General features: G+C 33.9%; 7 protein-coding genes. 3 read left to right on the top strand and 4 right to left on the bottom strand.

Annotated elements, in window-relative coordinates:
* The first annotated feature begins 4 nt into the window (after window positions 1–4).
* The 3 genes from AABD74_RS09480 (at window position 5) to AABD74_RS09470 (ending at window position 9681) form a co-directional block, all read left to right on the top strand.
* Window positions 5–3055: an efflux RND transporter permease subunit gene (locus AABD74_RS09480; RefSeq protein ID WP_406845361.1), complete on the top strand. Its 3051-nt coding sequence runs from the start codon at window positions 5–7 to the stop codon at window positions 3053–3055.
* A gap of 305 nt (window positions 3056–3360) precedes the next feature.
* Window positions 3361–4299: an alpha/beta fold hydrolase gene (locus AABD74_RS09475; RefSeq protein WP_232682325.1), complete on the top strand. Its 939-nt coding sequence runs from the start codon at window positions 3361–3363 to the stop codon at window positions 4297–4299.
* Between the two features lie 531 nt (window positions 4300–4830).
* Window positions 4831–9681: a RecQ family ATP-dependent DNA helicase gene (locus tag AABD74_RS09470; protein ID WP_406845360.1), complete on the top strand. Its 4851-nt coding sequence runs from the start codon at window positions 4831–4833 to the stop codon at window positions 9679–9681.
* Between the two features lie 776 nt (window positions 9682–10457).
* On the opposite strand, the gene AABD74_RS09465 is transcribed toward AABD74_RS09470, so the two are convergent.
* From AABD74_RS09465 to AABD74_RS09450, 4 genes are all read right to left on the bottom strand, one after another.
* Window positions 10458–15080, bottom strand: coding sequence for a hypothetical protein (locus tag AABD74_RS09465; RefSeq protein WP_406845359.1), 4623 nt, complete (start codon window positions 15078–15080; stop codon window positions 10458–10460).
* A 65-nt stretch (window positions 15081–15145) separates the two neighbouring features.
* Entirely contained in the window at window positions 15146–16852 is a 1707-nt protein-coding gene (locus AABD74_RS09460) for a hypothetical protein (protein ID WP_406845358.1), read from the bottom strand.
* Between the two features lie 15 nt (window positions 16853–16867).
* Complete coding sequence (locus AABD74_RS09455) at window positions 16868–18211, bottom strand: PKD domain-containing protein (protein ID WP_406845357.1); 1344 nt, start codon at window positions 18209–18211, stop codon at window positions 16868–16870.
* A gap of 54 nt (window positions 18212–18265) precedes the next feature.
* Window positions 18266–19267 carry a hypothetical protein gene (locus AABD74_RS09450; RefSeq protein WP_406845356.1) on the bottom strand — a complete coding sequence of 334 codons (1002 nt, stop codon included), beginning with the start codon at window positions 19265–19267 and terminating at the stop codon, window positions 18266–18268.
* Between the last annotated feature and the right edge of the window lie 5 nt (window positions 19268–19272).

The following is a 19272-nucleotide window of genomic DNA, read 5'->3' as shown; positions in this document are numbered from 1 at the left end:
CGTCATGAAGATAACAAACTTTTCAGTTAAGAATTATCAGTTTACACTGATTCTCGCTCTTTTAATTGCTGTAGTAGGGGTTCTTACCTTATTCACGATGCCTAGAGCAGAAGATCCCGGAACGCATCCGCCACAATATTTGATTACAGTTATTTATCCTGGTACGAGTCCAAAAGATATGGAGGAACAAGTCGTAAAGCCTATTGAAAATAAGATTTACGGATTAGAAAATATCGAAAAAATACTAACTACTGTAGAAGATGGTGTTGCCGCTTTTCAGGTAAAATTTAAATACGGCGTTGATGTTGATAATAAATATCAGGAAATCTCTACCGAAATGAATGCCTTAAAAAGCAGTGAATTACCAAAAGATATTTATCAGATCAAAACGGAGAAAATTTCGTCTTCGGATGTAAAAATTCTTCAGGTAGCTTTGGTTTCCGAGAGTGCATCTGACAAAAAACTGCGTGATGAAGCGGATAAACTAAAGACAAAAATTGAAAAAATAACCAATCTTAAAGATGTAAAATATGCTGGAATTCCTGAACAGGAAATCCGAGTGGATTTGAATTTGGAAAAATTGGCACAATTAAAAATTCCATTGAATATAGTAATGGGAAGTTTACAAAGTGAAGCTGCTGATATTCCTGGTGGAAGTATTGATTTGGATACCAAAGTATTCAATGTAAAAACAAGTGGTAAATTCAAAAATGCAGATGATGTTGCCAATACGGTTGTTTACAATGCTAATGGAAAAATCATCTATATGAAAGATGTAGCCGAAGTGAGTTACAAATCTGAAGTAGTAAATCATATTACAAGAATTAATGGACACCGATGTGTTTTGGTTACAGCCGGAATGAAGGACAATGTAAACATTAGTGATGTTCAGAAAGAATATTTACCAATAATTGATGAATTTTCTAAAGATTTACCTGCTAACATCAAACTAATAAAAAACTTTGACCAGGCCGATATGGTATCAAAACGTTTGGGACATTTAGGTTTTGACTTCGGACTTGCCATTCTTTTGGTTGTCATTACATTAGTACCTTTAGGTTCCAGAGCATCCCTTATCGTTATGATATCGATACCTTTATCATTGGCTTTAGGATTAATTGCAATGAATGCTTTAGGGTATTCCTTAAACCAATTAAGTATTGTTGGATTGGTGGTTGCTTTAGGATTGCTGGTTGATGATAGCATTGTTGTTGTAGAAAATATCGAACGCTGGCTCCGTGAAGGGCATTCTAAAATGGATGCCGTTTTAAAAGGTACAAAACAAATTGGTGTTGCTGTTGTAGGTACTACGGCTACTTTGGTCATAGCCTTTATACCACTGGCTTTTCTTCCTGACATGGCTGGTGAATTCATCAGAAGTTTGCCTATGGCGGTAATCACGAGTGTATTGGCTTCTATGCTTGTGGCTTTAACATTGGTTCCGTTTTTGGGAAGTCGATTCTTAAAAACACATGAACATGAAGGAGGAAATATATTTCTTCAGTATTTGCAAAAATTCCTTACCAGTTCATACAAAAATATTATGCCTAAAGCACTGAAATTTCCAAAAACTACGATTGCCATTTCAATATTTTTAAGTGTTATCGCTTTTGGACTGTTTTCTGTAGCTGGATTTAAGTTATTCCCAACTTCGGAAAAGCCAATGTTTTTAATCAACATAAAAATGCCGCTTCAAGCCAATATTTTGGAAAGTGACAGGGTAACAAAAATTGTTGAAACAGAGTTGAAAAACCATAAAGAAATTGTATACTTCACCTCAAATGTGGGAAAAGGAAATCCGCAGATTTACTACAACGTACATCCTCAGGACAGAAAATCTGATTTTGCTCAAATTTTCGTGCAATTGGAAGATGAAGCAAAACCTTCAGATAAAACTATTCTTATACAAAAATTGCGCGAAAAATTTAAAACGATGCCCTATGCTAAAGTAGAAGTAAAAGATTTTGAACAAGGAACACCTCTGGAAGCTAATATAGTCGTGCGATTATTTGGCGAAGACCAGGAAATTTTACGCAAGCTTTCTTCTCAAGTGGAGACTATTTTAAGAAATCAAGAAGGAACAGTATATATCAACAACGAGTTAAATACGTATAAAACAGATGTTAAAGTAAAAATTAATAAAGAAAAAGCAAGAACATTGGGTGTACTAACAAGCGAAATTGACAAAGTAATTCGCTTTGCCGTTGCTGGTTTAACAGTTGGAGATTATATAGATAACCGAGGTGATGCCAGAAACGTTACTATTACTTTACCTAGAGATAAGTTTTCTAATCTTGATGCACTAAAAAATTTATATGTAAATAATGTTCAGGGAACACCAATTGCACTAAATCAAATTGCAACAATATCTTTTGAAACAGCACCAACAGCAATAAACCACTTTAACAAATCACGCTTTTCAAAAGTCAGTGCCATGACAAAAGATGGTTATTTAGCAAATAACCTGCTGGTAGATATTATACCGAAATTGGATAAACTTAAAATGCCAAAAGGTTATTATTACAAACTATCTGGAGAAAAAGAATCAGAAGGTGATGCATTAGGAGGTAATTTTCTTGCTGTAATTATATTGAGTACGTTTTTATTCATCGCTGTTTTATTACTGCAATTCAAAACATTTAAAGGAATCATCATCGTACTATCCATCATTCCATTAGGAGTTCTTGGAGGTGTATTATTTTTAATAGCATCAGGAAACCCAATGTCATTGGTTTCTATTATCGGTTTCATTGGATTGTCCGGAATTCAAGTCAAAAACTCCCTTCTTCTAGTCGATTTTACAAATCAATTAAGACAAGAAGGAAAGTCCATTGATGAAGCAATTGCTATTGCTGGTGAAACTCGTTTTCTTCCGGTAGTTTTAACATCAGTTACCGCAATCTGTGGTTTGATTCCTTTAGCCTTGAATTCCAATCCTCAAATATCTCCATTGGCTATTGTATTGATTGGTGGACTGATAAGTTCAACAATTCTGGCAAGAATTGTAACACCGGTAATGTATAAATTGATTCCTCCTAAACTAGATGAGATATAAAAATGAATATTATCTATTATAATATTAAAGACGATTTGATTGTCAATAAATTAAGGGAGACAATTAAGTCCAAAATAGAGAAAATATATTGGATGGAAACTCTAGTTCTAATAGAGCCTGAGAAATCACACTTTAAAAATGTTGCTTATCTTTTATACAGCTTTTTTAAAGAACACAAGTTAGACATTGAGGACTTTGTTTACATCTACAATTTTTCAGGGATTGATGAAAACAATTGGTTTTGCCAAATACTGAAGAAAAGAGGTTTAAAAAGAGTTAGCTCGAATTTTAAATAAAGAAATATAATGAGAAAGTATTCAATATTGTTTTTACTAATCATGACAATGATTGCGAAATCAACTGGACAAACAAATAATTTAATTAATAACAATTCACTAAAAACTAAAATTATGGATTTTAAAAATGTTAAAACACAATCAATTAATATTAAAGGGACAGATTTTTTTTATCGTAAACTTGGCGAAGATAAACCAGGCTTACCAATAATTTTTCTAAATCACTTATCTGCTACAATGGATGATTGTGACCCCAAAATTATAAATGGCCTGGCTTCAGAACATCCAATCATTTGCTTTGACAATCGAGGTATAGGTTCTACAGGAGGTACAACTCCAAAAACCGTTGCAGAAATGGCTACAGATGCAATAGCTTTTATTAAAGCACTCGGTTATCAAAAAGTTGATCTTTTCGGATTTTCATTGGGTGGTTTCATCTCACAGGAAATTTTACTTCGAGAGCCACAACTTGTAAGCAAAGTAATCCTTGCTGGTACTGGGCCTGCTGGTGGTGAGGCTATCAGTAAAATGTCAAAAGTGGTATTCTCCGATGTATTCAAAGGAATTTTTACATTGAGAAATGAAAAATTCTATTTATTCTTCAAAGGGAATGCTAATGGTCAAAAAGCCGCCAAAAGTTATCTTGGACGCTTAAAAGAAAGGAAAGAGAACAGAGGAGAAAAATTAAAAATGAAGCACTTGATGTTTCAACTCGATGCAATAAAAGACTGGGGCTTGCAAACACCTCAAGACTTATCTGTTATAAATCATCCTGTACTAATAGTAAATGGTGAAGACGATAAAATGGTTCCTATTAGTAATTCATACGAATTAAAAAAACGAATTAAAAATTCCGAAATAATTGTTTATAAAGATTCTGGACATGGCGGAATATTCCAAAATAACGAAGATTTTGTAAAAAGAGCATTAGAATTCATAGCGAAATAAGATGGAAAACAGAAGACTTCAATTACTTCAAAGTTTTATTAGCAAACCATTTTTAGAAAGTCCGGTGAGACAAGTCATAATAACATTAACCACACGATCATCAACGAGTGTAGTCGTATATAATCTAAATACGTAAAAAAGATTAGTTTTAAAGACAATCATTCAGCCTATGCTAATATAGCATATTTTAAATATTAAACGATCAAATTATTATTCAGCATAATTTAGATAGTGGATTCTTCGGAATATTCAGTAAATGTCGCAAATCTTCTACAAAAAAGTTCAACATTTGTCCTTCCGAGGCTACTAAAAGAAAAGCTTCAGAGAAATCTGGAGCTTTTTTGTTTTGCTAAATTTATTATAAGACTGCTGCTGTCCGCCACCTAACCTCATTTAACATAAAGAATCTTATTTAACAAAAATATCTTGAATTTAGAAATTAAATACTAAATTAGCTACATATCTTCCTCGTCGTTAAAAACATTTGTGTATTTATAGTTTGATTAAAAAACATAATCTTGTCGAGTTTAAATGCTAATAGATGAACAAAATAATACCCGTTTAATTACATTTATTGACACCGAAATTGAACCATCAAAAGGCAAAATCCTTGATATAGGTGCAATTAAAGAAAACGGTAATCAATTCCATAAAGCATCTTTAGGAGATTTTGTCCAGTTCCTCAAAGGTGACGATTATGTATGCGGGCACAACATTTTAAATCACGATATAAAATATATAGGTAAAGCAATTTATGATGCTGGTATTAATTCTTCTAACATAATTGATACTTTACATTTATCTCCTTTGTTATTTCCAACTAAGCCTTACCATGCCTTATTAAAAGATGATAAACTTCAGACGGAAGACACAAACAATCCGTTAAACGATTCTATTAAAGCACGAGATTTATTCAATAGTGAAATCGCTGCTTTTTGGCAGATTGATAAAACACTTAAAGAAATTTTTTATCTCCTCTTAAGTGAGAAAAAAGAGTTTGGAGCTTTTTTTCGGTTAGTAAAATACAAGAATATAAACCCTGATGCAGAAGTACAGATTAGATTAAAATTCCGCAGTGAGATTTGTGAACACTCAGATTTAACCAAAATAATAGCTGAAAATCCTATCGAATTGGCGTATTGCCTGTCACTGATTAATTCATTTATAATCCATAGAAAGGTTCATTCCATTACGCCCCCATGGGTTCTTAAAAACTACCCCGAAGTAGAACGTATAATGTTATTATTACGGAGTAAACCTTGTATAACCGGCTGTATTTATTGCAACAACGCGCTTGATATCTACAAAGGATTAAAAAAATTCTTTGGCTTTGATGCTTACCGAACTTATGGTGGTGAACCGCTTCAGGAAAAAGCCGTTAAGGCCGCCGTTAACAATAAGTCGGTACTGGCAGTTTTCCCAACTGGCGGCGGAAAATCAATAACATTTCAGGTTCCGGCACTTATGAGTGCTGAAAACTCTAAAGGATTAACCATCGTAATTTCTCCGCTTCAGTCGTTAATGAAAGATCAGGTCGACAACCTTGAAAAAAATGGAATAACAGAAGCTGTTACTATTAATGGACTTTTAGATCCTATTGAAAGAGCCAAATCATTTGAAAGAATTGAAGATGGCTCTGCCTCTATTTTGTATATTTCACCTGAGTCTATACGTTCAAAGACTATCGAAAAGCTAATTTTAGGCCGGAAAGTTGCACGTTTTGTGATTGATGAAGCACACTGCTTTTCATCATGGGGACAAGATTTCAGGGTCGACTATTTATATATTGGTGATTTTATAAAGTTAATTCAGGAAAAGAAAAACCTTGAAGACTGCATACCTGTATCCTGCTTTACCGCAACAGCCAAACAAAAAGTAATTGAAGATATCCGGGATTATTTTCGTGAAAAACTATCGCTGGATCTTGAAGTATTCACTTCAAAAGCGTCAAGGTCTAATCTTCAGTATAAGGTTTTTGAAAAGCAAAATGAAGATGAAAAATATTTGACCACCAGAGATTTAATAGAGGAGAAAAACTGTCCTACAATTATCTATGTATCCAGAACACTCAAAGCGTATAAACTTGCCGAGCAGCTGGCAAAAGACGGTTTTAATGCAAAACCATACCATGGCAAAATGGATAAAAAGGAGAAGACCGAGAATCAGGATTCCTTTTTAAATGGCAAAACACAAATTATGGTGGCCACTTCCGCATTTGGTATGGGAGTAGACAAGAAAGATGTAGGCTTGGTTATTCATTATGAAATTTCAGATTCACTTGAAAACTATGTGCAGGAAGCTGGGCGTGCTGGCAGGGATGAAAATATTTCGGCTGATTGTTTTGTGCTGTTTAACGAAGAAGACCTCAGCAAGCACTTTATTCTGCTGAACCAGACCAAACTTTCCATTAAGGAAATCCAGCAGGTATGGAAAGCGATAAAGGATATTACAAGATTTCGTTCTAAAGTATCTAATTCCGCGTTAGAAATCGCCCGTAAGGCAGGTTGGGACGATAATGTTGTAGAAATAGAAACGCGTGTAACTACCGCAATTGCTGCCCTTGAAGATGCGGGGTATTTAAAACGCGGACAGAATATGCCTAGGGTGTTTGCTAATAGTATTTTATCTAAAAATACCCAAGAAGCCATCGATAAAATAAACACTTCGGGAAGATTTGAAGAAAAGCAAAAAGAACAAGGTGTACGTATCATAAAGAAGCTGTTTTCAAGTAAAAGCAGAAAGCAGACCAACAACGAAACTCCAGAATCAAGGGTAGACTATATTAGCGATCATTTGGGTATTATAAAGGAAGAAGTCATTAATGTAATAAACTTGCTGCGTGAAGAAAATATTCTGGCAGATGCCAAGGATTTGACTGCATTTATAAAGAATACAGATAATAAAAACCGCTCTCTTGCCATAGTAGAGTCATACAGCAAAATTGAAAACTTTTTACTCTCAGTTTTCAAAGAAGAAGAAAGTATTTTTCATTTGAAAGAATTAAACGAGAATGCAGAAAAAGATAGCTGTGATGGTGTAAACACCAATAAACTAAAAACGATAATTAACTTTTGGTCTATTAAAAACTGGATTAAAAGAAAGAACTTAGACCATTCTAAAAACCATATTGCCGTACTCTGTCTTCAAACTAAAGAACAATTAAAAGATAAACTTGAAAAACGCCATGAGTTAGCAGCATTTATCGTTAATTTTTTTTATGATAAAACAATCACCGAAGCGATAAAAGGCCAGGCAGATAAAGAGGAGATTTTGGTGGAGTTTTCAGTACATGAACTAAAGACGGTTTATGATAATAGCTTCAGCCTATTCAAAAGAGAAATAAGCATCAACGACATTGAAGATACATTATTCTATCTTTCGCGAATTGAGGCAATAAAGATAGAAGGTGGTTTTCTTGTAGTTTATAACAGCTTAACGATTGAGCGAACAGAACAAGATAATAAAAAAAGATATACTAAAGACGATTATCAAAAGCTAAACCAGTTTTACGAAAGCAAAGTCCAACAAATCCACATTGTGGGCGAATATGCCCAAAGAATGATTATGGATTATAAGAATGCACTTCAGTTTGTAGAAGATTATTTCCACCTTAATTACAGCTCTTTCTTAAACAAATATTTTAATGGCAGTGATAGACAGAATGAAATTAAACGGAATATTACCCCTGCAAAATTCAGACAGTTATTTGGGGAACTTTCACCTACACAATTAAAAATTATAAAAGATAACGAAACACAACACATAGTTGTTGCTGCTGGTCCCGGCAGTGGAAAAACAAAGGTATTAGTCCATAAACTGGCTTCACTCTTGTTAATGGAAGATGTTAAGCATGAGCAGCTACTAATGCTGACATTTTCACGAGCTGCTGCTATCGAATTTAAAAAACGTTTATTAAAACTAATTGGTAATGCAGCAAACTTTATTGAAATTAAAACATTTCATTCTTACTGTTTTGATCTTTTGGGTAAGGTGGGTACTTTAGAAAAATCGACGGATATTTTAAACACTACGGTTGAAAGAATTAAAAACGGTGATGTTGAGGCTAATAAAATTACAAAGACTGTTTTAGTAATTGACGAAGCTCAGGATATGAATGCAGATGAATTCGCCCTTATAAACGCATTGATGAATCAAAATGAAGAAATGAGGGTTATTGCTGTGGGAGATGATGACCAAAATATTTATGAGTTTAGAGGAGCAAGTTCTAAATATCTGGAACAGTTTATTTATGATAACAACGCCGTAAAACATGAGTTAGTCGAAAATTACCGCAGTAAAAGTAATCTGGTTGCATTTTCGAATCAATTTGTCCAACAAATCCAACACCGTCTAAAAGAAACACCCATCATTGCTAATCAAACCGACAATGGAAAAATCAAGGTTGTTAGGTATCAAAGCAGCAATCTGATTACACCTCTTGTAACTGATATAGTTAACGCAGATCTTTCCGGAACTACGTGCGTACTCACAAAAACTAACGAAGAGGCTGTAAAAGTTGCTGGGTTTCTTTTAAAGGCTGGCATAAACGCAAAACTAATACAATCTAATGATGATTTTAGTTTATATAATCTTATTGAAGTTCGATTTTTAATCGATAAAGTAAATGTTGGAGCTGATATTTACACAATCAGTGATGAAGTTTGGGACAATGCTAAAAAAGAACTAATTAACACCTTCTGTAACAGCAACAAATTAGAGATTTGCCAGAACATCATCAAAGATTTTGAAACCACTAATCCTAATAGAAAGTACAAATCCGATTTAGAAGTTTTAATCCGGGAATCTAAATTGGAGGATTTTTATAATGAAAATGGCGAAACAATTTTTGTGTCAACCATTCATAAAGCCAAAGGAAGAGAGTTTGATAATGTCTTTCTTTTACTTGAGAATTTTAATACTGCTGCTGATGAAGCCAAGCGACAATTATATGTAGCGATGACCAGAGCTAAACGTAATCTAAATGTCCACCTAAATGCAAACTATCTCAATCATTTGGCTGCAGAAAATCTTGAACAAATAAATGATTTTGAAGTTTACACTATACCTGATAAAATTGCGATACATGCCACTTTCAAAGATATTTGGTTAGACTATTTTATTAACAGACAGATTTTAGTTTCTGGACTTACGTGTGGAGAAATGCTACATGTTGTGGGTTATGAATGCTTAAATTCAAGCGGACAATCTGTATTGAAATTCTCAAAACTATTCATTGAGAAAATTGAAATAATGAAGTCGAGACATTATGAATTAAAAAGTGCAAAGGTGAATTTTATACTGTATTGGCTTAAAGAAGGAGCATCGCAGGAAATCAAAATAATCTTGCCTGAGCTTTATTTTGAAATTATTGAGCATAAGTAAAAGTTAGACATTTGTTTTGTAGGAAAGAAGATCAATCAGTTCCTTCGATATTCACCAGTAAAAATGCATGAAAACACTACACGTTTTATATATAGATACTGACATGGCAATAATGCCAGCCGGAATTACAAGGAGAGAGTAGTAATGAACAAATAACGACTAGCTGGGAATACTACAATCATACCAAAGCCTTCTATGATCTTCTGGAAAGTCTTATGCTCGAATGAAAAACTTGGAAAGAACGATTAGCATAGTATGTCGTTTCAAATAAAAACAGAACAATAAAAAACTGCCGTGTCAAAGATTAATAATATGCATATTTAAATAACAAATATAATTTTACTTATCAGCCTAGCTAAATCTAGAACGATGCCCCCCGAAAATATCTAATATTTTTTCTAAATCTTCCAAAAAAATCGACATTTGTTCTGTCGAGACTGTAAAACCGAACAAATAAGATAACAACTTATCTGTTCGGTTTTTTTATCCACTAAAACACTATTAATCGACAAAATGCTCCCTACTATAACATTCACTCTAATTGTTTTTTCGTTTTAATTAGCTTAGTGTTAAACTATTTCTGGATGAAACAGCCTGGTTTCAATTCAAAATGACCACCCTTTTCAGTACAAAGTGACCATTATTTGTAGAAATAGAAAGAAATCTCTATAACAAAAATGCCAGCTCGATAAGGCTGGCATTAAAGGTCTCATAATAGGTTAAATACTATTTAATTTTAAGGTTCTCAGTTATTTTTACAACTAATTTTAAAGTACTTATCTAAACTTATTATTGTTTTTATACTTATATGTATATTCGGTAGACTTCTTATCTCCCGGCAGATTGTACTTCATTAGTATTTCATAATTTCCATAACGCATAAATAGGTAATTACTATTTAAAAAACGTTTTGCAATTGATTCGACACCAGTGTTTCCATTAATGTAAGCATTAATAATTTGATTGTTTAAATCAACCCAGTCTTGTTTATAAAGCAACGGCATATTATACTTAAATGGAAAATTGCCTTTTGTCCAGGATTGATTTATATCATTCTCTATACTGGTCATGTAGTAAGCATTCAGCGGAATTGCTTTTGCAGGAATAACTCCTAACTCATCGGTGTCCCTATTATTAATAGTGTAACTCCCATTTAAAGGATAGTCTTTATACAAATAAGGATAAATATCTATAGTATAATACTCATCATTTAGTTTAGACTGTGCTATAATAATTGGCTTGTTATCACTGTATGTTACTCCTTGTAATTCAGTCAAATCAAATGCTTCCTGACTTGAAATGGTATTGGTTAAATAAATAACATCAGAATACAATACTCCAAAATTATAGCTTTGAGTATTTATAGCATTCATTTTCGCTGTAAATGTTTTGTATTTACTTGTATTAAATGAATAAGATAAACGATCAATACTGCCTTCAGCCTTAGACAATACATCTGCTTGATTTTCTTTTATCTGAATATCATTACCACCATCACTGATTGTATTTGTTCTTGAATTCGATCCAGTGTTTCCAGAGGGAGCTTGTTTTAAACTGCTCACTATAGAAAAGTTATATTTTTTTTCCTGCTTAATATCAGGTAATTCATAGTACACTTCATTTTTATTGGTATCATAATTGAAAGCGGTTGCTTTTGCATTGAAAGCGCCTTCTTCATTTACTTTGATACTGGTTTCCCAGCTTGCATCTTCAAATAAATAATCCTGGCCACGCTTAAGCTGAATATATCCTTTTGGATATTCTTCTTCAAGAAAATATTTCTGATCTACAACCGGATAAGAATATTTAATATTGTTAAGCGGAATATGATTTGGTGCTCCTCCTGTTGTAAATAATCTTTCTTCGTATTCTGTGGCTACTTTTCCATCAACTTTGATAGGCTGAAAAACACCGTTTATCATTTTTTTGAAACTAACTTCTACTTGAACCTTCAATTCTTTGTTTGGAGGTAAAATATCTGTTGAAACAAAATTTACTCTGTCTTTCATAGAACCCCATTCAAAAGTTCCCGGTATTTCGGCCGTGCCATCAAAAACTTTAAATTTTTCTAGGATAACTTTGTAAGTAACATCTCCAGTATCTTCGGGAATTACAAATGCTTCATTCACTTTCATTGAGAAAGCGGCCTGCGGAACAGCAAAAACATCCACATCAGCTGAGCTTTGTTTTGGCGTTACATCGGTTATCAATTTAATTCCACCTAACGGAGATGCATTTTCAAATTGGCATTCTTCGCCAATTTCTAATTTAAAACGGAATTTACCTTTGATTAATCCGCCTAAAACATTCATGTTACCGCCAACATAACCACGCATCCAAACTGGATTTGGCAGTTTGGCCTGCAATAATACTGCTGCTCCTCCTGAGATGATTGGAACTTTTATTTTTACAAATGCCAATTTTATTCTAACTCCTAGTTCTCCCTGCAAATAAGCATACGACTGACCATTTGCATACCAGCCATTTATTCCCACAGTCTTTCCTGTATTCGAACATCTGGCCTCCTGGTAATCTTTCAGCATAATATCGAATCCCATTCCTGCCTGAAAACGAGCGTAGAATAGTAAAAAACTTAAGTCTCCTGTATCAAAATCTAAATTAGCTCCAAAAGCTAAACCTCCACCATTAGCCAATGCATTTTCATCACGCATATAATCTAATTGTTTTGCATCGACGCCTAAAATCTGCGCAACAATTGGCGGTGGGGGCGGACTTGCCGGAAGCAGTGTTCCTGCCATAAAATAGCTCGTTGTTTTTAAGAATATACCGCCAACTCCTAGTTTTATTCCACATCTGTCATCGGGAGTTCCTATATACATATACCAGTCTTTGGGATCTTTATGAAAAACAGCCCAGCCTGCTCTTCCTCCTTCTCCAATTCCGGATAAGAAATTACCCGGAGTATTTATAAAAACATCCATAGTACCATGCATTGAATGATTTTGAAAATCAAATTCTATTGCCGAAGCGACTTTAATACCATCATCTGAAGATAAATCTCCAGGTATTGCCAATTTTGCTTCTGGAATATATTTACTGGTAAAAGACCCTTTAAGATCTGCATCTGTGTCTCCTAGAAAAATTTTCTTTGCTGCTGCATTTGAAGCTACTTTATCGATTAATCCAGTTACACTTTTTAATCCTGGTATTTCTCCCGCCACTTTTGCCTTTCCAAAAATCGCCAATCTATTAATGCCGCCTTTTGAATTAAACGCCATCTCAAATCCTGCTTCTCCATCACATATTGTTTCTGAACCAACATGAAAATAAATTAAGGCTTTAAGACCTAAACTTATTTTTTCATCAGGCGTATAAGAAAGTCCAGATAATGAAAAATCTGAAATTGACAAATCACCGTTTCTTCTCATTTTATAATAGGCCCCGCCACCAAAGCCATTAATCATAAATGGTGACGGCACTGGTGGCCACTTAACTGCGGAATCAAAATACCAATATCTAAAAGTAGAGCGTCCAAAAATAGCTTTTGCCTGAACATTGACAACATCAGCAACATCAACCATCAAATCTGCATTAAAACCATTGCCATAAACTGGATCGTTTTCCATTAGGATAAGTCCTCCTTTTATTTTCAGTCCACTAAACTGGCAGTCAATACTAATGGCAGACAAATCCAGACCTGCATATCGGCTTCGCTGTCTGTATCCATCGTCATACATTTTTCCTAATATTCCAATTCTTGCTGTCGCTCCCGCTCCTACACTCTCCATCAAATTTATCCCCAAATCAAAATCAATTCGGGAGTCATTTCCGTTAATGGCAACATTTATATTACCAATTGAAACTGGAAAATTAGCAAAGCCCATAGTGCCTTTATAGCCCATGTTACGCACAGAAATTATTGGAGAAACGGTTTGGAGCTGTAAGTTTTCAAAAGAAATCCCTTTAAAATCAACCATTCGTTTTCCTTCTACTTCCTTATCATCTGTGGCGCTCTTATTAGTTCCAATAGAAATTGTACCATTTAAATTGGCTCTGGGTAAAAATCTTCCGTTTACTAAATTTAATTCAACGGAACTATTGGGCAGCAATAATGCTTTTGCTTTCCAGATATCAAAAGATAAAGAATCTTTAGTAGCAACAACTAACTGCTGTTCACTCATGGATATAAATCCATTGTAAAGCAATCCCTTTCTATTCGTTTGTGCTGAATTTGTTGAAGATGAACCCGTTGATTTAGTAATTGGCAGCAAAATTTCACCGCTTAGATTTGCTTTCACAAATGTATTAGCGGCAATAGTGACATCAATATGATCCAGAGAATAAGCCCAAGATTTTTCTTCGCTTGTAATTCCTCTATCAAGCGGAAAAACATTATCTGCATAAAAAGTTCCTGAAACCCCATATTTATCTATAATAAGGTTTTGTGCCCCAACATGAATTCTGCCTTTATTGGATGCTGTATCTGTCGTTTGAAATTCTTTTGGCAGCCCAACATCAAAGGTTTGAATGTATACCCCCTTCCAAGCTTCCGGACTTGGTGATAATAATGCGTTTTTTGTATAATATTCCGGAAAGAACACGCTAGGATCATTCTTTAAATCACTTAAATCTAATACAGCATTACTTACCAAAAATGTAAAGTTACCATCAAAATCTTTTCCATTTCGTTTGTCTTTTAAAACAAAAGGCTGCAGGCTTACATTGACTAAAATGTCATTCCAATCACTTGCAGTAAAATTAAATTCTCCTCTAACTCTATTCGGTATTTGCACTGGTTTACCATTATAATAGGTTTTAGTAGTAGTCGTTGCTGCTTCGTCAACTAAACCTGTTCTTGGATCAATAGGTAAAATTAGATTTCTGGAAAACTCGACCGCTCCTGAAATTTTCATTTCTTTAAAACCATCGCAATCAATTGTTACATAGGTCAGGTCTTTGGTATGACCGGCTGCCATATCAAAACCTCCATACAATGATAATTGCCATTTATCATCACTGAACGGAATATCTACATTTCCCAACAGCACTAATTTTGCTTCTCCTATTATTCCTCCCTGATGAGAAAGTTTTACATCATCGGCTCCAAAAAACAGCTGCATCGGCTGTCCGTTTGGACCCTTCTGAGGAATGTCAACCCTGCAGAATACTGTAAGCGTAGTGTATTCAGGGGAAAATACCGCTTTTGTTATCCCGATAGAATACTGCACATTGTTTACCGTATTTCGAATCCCTACAGGAAGTTCGACCAAATCCTGATTGGAGAAATGATCTACCCAGCGGTCTGCCGCAGCAATCTTTTCTATTGAGCCAGCTGCTGCATTCAGCTCTTTAGGAGGTGCTATATCCTGTCCATATGAACTAAAGATCCAAAACAGAATAAACAAGGCAGATAAATGTGATTTGTAAAACTTCTTCATAGTAAATAATCTATATTGTGCTTGAAACCTGAATTTCAATATTTTTTATATTTAATGTACTCTCGCTAAAAGCTGTAACCATAGTTAAAATTCAACATTACATCATTGTTTGCGGGTCGGTTTGCTGCGCTTCTAAACATCGTTATCATAGACAATGCAAAATTGTGTTTTTGCATTAGTGTATAGCTGTTATTGAGTTTTATCCCAAAAACTGAACTTGTATCTACATCACTTTGGGTATTATTATACAATAGTCCAAAATTGGAGTTTAACTTCTCTTTTAATAATTTTTTAGAAACCGCTACTGAAGCGCCCAAAGATGAATTATCAAATAATCCTACTTGATTATTAGTGTAATTTAAAGTGCTGATTAATGCCGTTTTGATTCCGATAAAATTTATGGTATGTCCTAAATTATAGTTTTGAACGGTGCTTGCCTGTCCTTTTCTAATTACACCTCCTTGTTCATTGGCCTGACCTGCAATACTATAATTAAAATTCATATTTTGGTTTTTCTTTTCTCCAAAAGCATAACTAAAGTTTAAGTTAGCATTTTGTGATAACTGCTTATAATCTAAAGTATCGGCTGCTACGACATTTGGATTATTAATAAGTTCAAATTGATCGAGTTTTTTATTGGTATAAGTTGAAAAATTAGAATAACTTCCTGTAAAATTAAACTGCTCTGTAACCTTATAATTCATATTTACAGAACCCACGACCCTCTTAGTATCTTGTTTTTTCTCGTGTGCCAAATCATCTCTTTGATATCCTAAACTTACTGCTATATTAATATTATCATTATAAAAAGGTCTTGAAAGGCGTAATGCAATATTTTCTAAATCATTATTAAAGTACATTGCTCCCAATGTATTGTAATTGGGATCAATACGTTCATACGTTAATCCAAGTCTTGTTTTTTGTATGCTGTAATCAAAATTTACATTTAATGCGTTTAAGAAAACAGTGCTTTCTTTTGCGGAGAAAAGTCTGTCCTTAAAATTTCCTCCTTGGAGTGTTTCTGCACGTGTATCGTCTGTTAATATTGATAGCGCATACTCTACATTAAAAGTTAAATCTTTTAATAATGATGTACCAAAAAGCAGACTGTTTACAAAATTTGATTTAGGTGTTACTCCACTGTCATTTCCTGTTAGGTTGAGTGAGTTTACATTGTCTTTGGCATAAAAGCCAATCCAGCCTATTTTATATCTTTCTTTTTCGAAACTTGTTTTTATGCCGTAGCCAAATCGTTCATAAACGGGAACACCTCCTAACGCATCTTCTTCATTTACAGCTTTTAATAATTGCCCTCCCATTAAACTAATTTTAAACGGGCTTCTTGGTGTCAATTCAAGACCAACTCCTCTAAAAGGATAACCGCTTAAAGTATAAGGCGAAAAAGTCATATTTGCATTACCTATATAAGCTTTTACCCATTTGTATTTAGGCATGATACAAATTCGGTTAAAATCAAAAGGAGCGGTATAACCCAGATCATTTCCCTGATTGGTCAGGCTGTAAAATACCGGAATATTAAAACTGAATGCACTGATATTTAAATTACCTGAAAGCAGATAAGTAAATGGCTCTCTAGAATTTTGCTGATTCGAATTATAAAATATCATGTTAGCATTTACTCCACCTGTAACTTTAAAATTAGGCTTGTAAAATTTCTCTAAATCAACGTCCTGCGAATATCCATTTTTAGTAACTAAGAACAGTAGAACAACTAGGAGTTTTAACCAATTATTTGTATTATTTATTTTCATTAATCGATTCCTCCTTTATTGTTTTTGTACTTTAATGTCGCATAAAATATAAGAGCTGGTTCCGTTTTTTACCATGTCTTTAATTTTGATTGCACCTTTTCTGCCGTCCTGCGTTTTAAATAAAATTATTCTTGGATATGTTAAGCCAAATTGCTGTTCTCCTGCTGCACTGTAACTTATGTTTAATGATTTTATAAGGTTATCATTTACCATGGCATCAAATTGTGTTTCGGTAAAGTTTAGACCGCAATTGCATAAATTTTGAGAGTTTACAAAAATGGTGCTTTGAGCATTTTTAAGAGGCAGAAAGCCATAATTATTAGCCTGATCTGGCGAAATGAATTTGTTGTATGTCAAATTGCTGTTTAGTCCCTGAAACACAATATCTATCAAACTGCTGTTTTCGTCATTGATCTCATTTGCTTTATAAACCTGTCTGGTTGTAGTCGAATACATTGCGCCAATATTATTATTGTTGTGTGCCGAATTTATTCCCAGCTTGATATTGGTCAAAATACGCAGGTTTGTATCAGGCTGTACTATAATTGTTGACTTGAAAATCTGACTGGTTTTATCGTTGGATACTTCTAGAGTAACTTCGTGCGTACCGACGCTTGTAAATGCAGCTATTGGGTTTTCTTCTGTTGATACTGCCGGATTTCCGCCTTCAAAAGTCCATTTGTATTTTGTGGCACTGATTGATTTATTGATGAAATTAATTGTTACGGGTGATTCATAATCATCATTTTCAAACTTGGGTTCATAAGCAAACAAGCTCACCAAAAGTGGTGCAACTGTAATGATTTTGGTTACTTTTTGAGTTTCAAGTCCATTTGAAACGGTTAGGGTAATAGTGTGATCTCCTGGAATTGAAAAAACAACATTTGGAGGTATTTTTCCAGTAAAATTTGCTGGCATTCCATCTTGAAAATCCCATTTATAAGTAAGACCTTCTCCAGCGGTATTATTAGTTAAAATAACTTCTACTGGCGAATAATTACTTTTTATTATTTCACTAGTGAAATCAATATTGATTCCGTCTCTAATAACAACTGTTTTGCTAATTTCTTTACTCTCGCCATCTGCATTTGATGCTCTTAGTTTTATGGTGTAAGTTCCCTGCTTATCATAGAGTACTTCGCCTGGGTTTTTTAAGTTCGAAGTACTCGGACTTCCACCTTCAAATGTCCACTGGTAGGTATCTGCTCCTGTAATTTTACTATCGATTTTAATGACAACCGGTACCGATTCTTTGGCATTAACATACGTAGTCGTAAAATCTCCTTCTACGGCTATAGAAGTTTCCTGATAACAAGAGGTTATTATAATAAATACTAATAAGAGTAAAGCTTTTTTCATTTTGTTGTATTTTAAACCACTACAGTTTTAAGGCTATAGTGGTTTTTTAATCTTTTATTTTTCTGCTGCCGCTTTTGCAAATTTTGTTTGGAAATCTGAAATTTTAATCAAGTCGCTGCTTGTGGCCATATACATATCATTACCTATAAACTTGATCATTTTAATACTTCCAAACGAATTAGTAATTTTTTGGCCAGTCGATCTGACTTTGAACTCTCCTTCTTTAAAAGAAGACAAAGAGTTGTCTTGAAGATTTAATTTATAAATGCCTTTTCCTTTTACGGCTACATATAAATCATTTTTTGAATCGAATGTAATATCATTATAAGATTCATCATTTGTTGTTGAAATTAAAGTTGTTACTTTCCATTCATTATTAACATACTCCACTTTTCTAATATTAGAACTCTTATAAGCTCCATTACTCGATTCGTAAAAATTATCGATTATATACTGTACATTATTTAATGAAATCATTTTTAATACGGTGCCAAAACTTGCATTTAGACCTGTGCCGTCTTTTATTTCATTTTTTTCCGAGCCGGCAACAAACATATCGCCACTTAGTTCAGGAAAAAATCTTTTTATTTGTCTATTGCCGTAATCAAATACAAAAAAAGTATTATCACCATTGTTGCTGATAGACAAAAGATTGATTTTGCTCGCAAAAGGCGAACTTATTGGCTTCATTGTATAAAATGGCTTGAGATCTGAGAAATTATTTTCGAATCGCAATATTTTATCTGAGCCCGGTGTATTACCTTTTGCAACCATCAAAAGATCCCCATTATTTGCGAATGTCAAATTTGCGAAATTGAAATTTCCAAGGTCAAGATATTTAAGTGCAGTTTCCTTTCCTTGTGGATCAACTTTCTTTAATCCCATATACCTTGATCCTTTCTCATCATCTGTCTGTCCTATTTTATATACTATATTATCAGTACCAATGACAAAATCATCAACATAACCATCAATAATGTAATCAGCTACTATCTCTCCTTTTTCAATTGGATTTGTTCCCGGCTGACTTTCTGAATCTGAACTACAACTATTCAAGGTTA

Source organism: Flavobacterium soyae (assembly GCF_045348165.1).
Lineage (GTDB): Bacteria > Bacteroidota > Bacteroidia > Flavobacteriales > Flavobacteriaceae > Flavobacterium > Flavobacterium soyae.
The sequence above is the reverse complement of the archived record's forward strand: the minus strand, read 5'-3'. Positions and strand labels throughout refer to the sequence as shown.